At 73.9% G+C, this 3361-nt stretch carries 5 protein-coding genes; 2 read left to right on the top strand and 3 right to left on the bottom strand.

Going from position 1 to position 3361, the window contains the following annotated elements; genetic code table 11:
• Window positions 1–40: 40 nt before the first annotated feature.
• Together VGR37_06190 and VGR37_06185 are read left to right on the top strand one after the other, a co-directional pair.
• Window positions 41–784: a nucleotidyltransferase domain-containing protein gene (locus tag VGR37_06190; GenBank protein ID HEV2146970.1), complete on the top strand. Its 744-nt coding sequence runs from the start codon at window positions 41–43 to the stop codon at window positions 782–784.
• Between the two features lie 23 nt (window positions 785–807).
• Window positions 808–1419, top strand: a complete 612-nt coding sequence (locus VGR37_06185; GenBank protein ID HEV2146969.1) for a LemA family protein — start codon at window positions 808–810, stop codon at window positions 1417–1419.
• 99 nt (window positions 1420–1518) lie between these two features.
• On the opposite strand, the gene VGR37_06180 is transcribed toward VGR37_06185, so the two are convergent.
• The 3 genes from VGR37_06180 to VGR37_06170 form a co-directional block, all read right to left on the bottom strand.
• Entirely contained in the window at window positions 1519–1776 is a 258-nt protein-coding gene (locus tag VGR37_06180) for a YggT family protein (GenBank protein HEV2146968.1), read from the bottom strand.
• A gap of 56 nt (window positions 1777–1832) precedes the next feature.
• The gene (locus tag VGR37_06175; GenBank protein HEV2146967.1) at window positions 1833–3071 is read right to left on the bottom strand and encodes a hypothetical protein; all 1239 of its coding nucleotides are present in this window, start codon (window positions 3069–3071) and stop codon (window positions 1833–1835) included.
• The coding region (locus VGR37_06170; protein HEV2146966.1) for a hypothetical protein at window positions 3068–3361 on the bottom strand (294 nt) is incomplete at its 5' end. The genes VGR37_06170 and VGR37_06175, both read right to left, overlap by 4 nt.

Below are 3361 nucleotides of genomic sequence, written 5' to 3'. Positions count from 1 at the left end.
GAGCAGGGGGGAGCTGGTGACCGGAACACGGAGGGGAGTGATGGGGAAAGAGACGGGGCGGGCGGAGCGGCTGGCGGCCGATCTGGTGCGTACGTACGGGGAGGGGGTGGTGTCGGTGGTGCTGTACGGCTCCGCCGCGCGGGGGGAGTACGTGGAGGGGATGTCCGACCTGAACGTGCTGGTGCTCCTGCGCGACGTCGCGCCCGCCACCCTGCGCCGCGCCAGCACCCTGGCGCGCGAGTGGGTGGGGGAGGGGAACCCGCCGCCGCTGGTGATGGGGGTGGAGGAGTGGCGGCGCTCCGCGGACGTGTTCCCCATCGAGCTGTCGGACATCCGCGACGCGCACCGGACGCTGCACGGCGAGGAGCCCTTCGAGGGGATCCGGATCGACCCGGCGCACCTGCGCCTGCAGTGCGAGCACGAGCTCAAGGGGAAGCACATCCAGCTCCGCGAGCGGTACCTCTTTTCCGCGGGGGCGCCGGAGGAGCTGGGGATGGTGCTGCGGAAGTCGCTCTCCACCTTCCTGGTGCTCTTCCGGGCCGTGCTCCGGCTCAGGGGGGAGGAGGGCGTCCGCGAGCCGGAGGCCGTGATCCGCAGGACGGCGGAGCGGTCCGGCTTCGACCCGGGGCCGCTCCTGGAGGTCCTGCGCGCGCGGCGCGACGCCGGGGAGTGGCGCCCGGACCCGGACTCCCCCGTGGTGACGGGCTACCTGGAGGCGGTGGGGCGGGTGGTGGACTACGTGGACGGGCTGGGGGATGCGGCAGGCGGCGGAGTCCCCCTGTGATCGTTTCAACCCGGAGGAAGACGATGCGGCGTGTGAGACTGGCGGTGCTCCTTTTCGCGGCGGCGACCCTCCCGGCGTGCGGCTACAACCGCATCCAGGAGCTGGACGAGCGGACGGACGAGCTGAAGTCCAACATCGGGGTGGAGCTGACCAACCGGAACCAGCTCATCCCCAACCTGGTGCAGACGGTGAAGGGGGCGGCGAGCTTCGAGCGGGAGACGTACACCGGGGTGGCCCAGGCGCGCGCCGGGCTGCAGCGGGCGGAAGCGCAGCTCGGGCAGGCGCAGCAGCAGGTGGAGCAGGCGGTGCAGACCGGGGACGTGGAACGGCTCTCCGCGGCAGACGCCGCGGTGACGCGCTCCATCGGCACCTACCTGAACCTGGCCGTGGAGGCGTACCCGCAGCTCCGCGCTACGCAGAACTTCACCATGCTGCAGGACCAGCTCGCCGAGAGCGAGAACCGGATCAGCGTGGCCCGGCGCGACTACAACGCCGGGGTGCGGGAGTACAACACCTACATCCGGCAGTTCCCGCAGGTGATAACCGCGCGAGCGGTCGGCGCGGAGCGGAAGGAGCCGTTCGAGGCCCCTGCCGGCTCCGAGCAGACCCCGACGGTGGACTTCGGCCAGCCCTAGCCTGCGGTCGAGCGAAACGGCCCGGGGACGCTCCGAACACGAACGGCGGAACGACGCATCGGCATCGTTCCGCCGTTCACTCCATCTGCCGCACCGGGGTCAGTATCCCACGGGCGCGGTCGCGATCGCCTGCTGCGCGAAGTAGATCAGGAAGATCGCCACCAGCGGCGACAGGTCCATCCCCCCGGCGCTGGGGACCACCGCCGAGATCGGGCGCAGGATGGCGTCGGTCACGTTGCGGATCCACGCCACCAGCGGGTTGGCGGAGCGCGGGTCCACGAACCACGACATCAGCGCCCGCGCGATGATGAGCCACTTCAGCACTTCCAGCACGTTGTACAGGACCAGCCATCCCACGGCGGCACCCCTCGGTCTAGTGTAGATGAAGCGGCCCGGCCACGAGCTGCCGGGTGTCAGCGCCCGCCGGAGGGAGCGCCTTCGAAGGGGCCGAGAACCACCAGCGTCGGCCTGCGCAGCGCCCTCGCCACGGAGAGGAGGCCCTCCGCGTCCAGCGCGTCCAGCTCGACCAGGCGGCCGGCGGCGTCGCCCCCCAGGAACGCCTCCCGGGCCGCGGTCTGGGCCCGCGCCTCCGGGGTGTCGAGCTCCCGCAGGCGCAGCCCCCGGAAGCGGCGGACGCGCTCCGCGAACCGGGCGGAGGGGAGCGCGCGCTGGGCGTACTGCGCCACGGCCTCGTCGATCCGCCCGGCCCAGGCGTCCACCTCGCGCGGCGGGACCACGATCTGGATGCGGAGCTCCCCGCCCTCGGCGCGGCGCACCACCTCGGCCCGGGCGTTGTACACCGATCGGCGGCTGGGACCGAAGGAGAGCCCCTCCACGACCAGCTCCCCCAGGAGGCGCACCGCCTCCGCGTCCACGTCGGCGGGGAAGGGGTAGCTGGCCGCGATCCACGCGGTGATGGAGTTGTAGTCCTGGCGGATCGGCGAATCCAGCGGGGCGGCCGGCTCCACGCCGGGCGGCTGCCACGCCGTCCCGCGGAAGAACGGAGCCAGGTGCTCCCGCGCGCCCGCGGCGTCCACCGGCCCCACCACGGCCACCACGGTCCGCTCGGGGACCAGGTGGGCGCGGAGGAAGCCGTCCACGTCCGTGAGCCTCAGCTTCTCGACCGTCCTGGAGTACCCGGCCGCAGGGCGCCGCCAGGGGTGCTCCGGACCGAACACGGCGGCGTCCACCTCGCGCGCCAGGGCGTCGGCGGGGCTCGCCTCGCGGCCGATCAGCTCGGCGCGGAGCGCGGCCCGCTCGCGCACGGTCGCGATGGAGTCGGCCGGGTCGCGGAAGAGCGCCACCAGAAGCGTGCGCGACGCTTCGCGCCAGGCGTCAGGCGCGGCCAGCAGTGTGAAGGACAGCGCGTCCTTGTGCGCCTGGAGCGTCAGGTGCGCGCCCAGCGAGTCCAGGATCGGGCGGATGGGCCGGGTGGCGGCGCGGGCGGTGAGGTACGCCAGCCCGGCCTGCTCCGGGGCCTCGTCCGCGGGGCCGGCGGCGATCAGCACCTCCATGGCCACCATCGGCGTGCCCGGCTCCGGGCGCACCACCACGCGGTCCTGCGCGCCGAGCTGCCGCGGCGCCGCCGCGCCGAGGAGCAGGAGAGCCGCGGCGAGAGAGCGCGCGCAGCGGGGAAGGGAAGGACGGGTCATGGGGACCGGTTCGGGAGCCGCTGGGGGGGAACGTCCACCACCACGGGGGTGCGGTCGGCGAGCTGCGCCAGCACGGCGCGCACCGCGTCCTCGTCCACCCGCTCCACGGCGTCGTAGAAGCGCTGCGCTCCGTCGGCGTCCCCCGCCCGGTCGACGAACTGCCCCACCACCTCCGCCATGCGCTCCGGCCGGCGGGCAAAGAAGAGCATCTCGCGGCGCACTCCGGCCGCGGCGTCGCGCACCCGGACCGGGTCCAGCGACTCGGCCAGCGAGGTCACGGAGGCGCGGAC

The organism is Longimicrobiaceae bacterium (genome assembly GCA_035936415.1).
Taxonomy (GTDB): domain Bacteria; phylum Gemmatimonadota; class Gemmatimonadetes; order Longimicrobiales; family Longimicrobiaceae; genus JAFAYN01.
The sequence above is the reverse complement of the archived record's forward strand: the minus strand, read 5'-3'. Positions and strand labels throughout refer to the sequence as shown.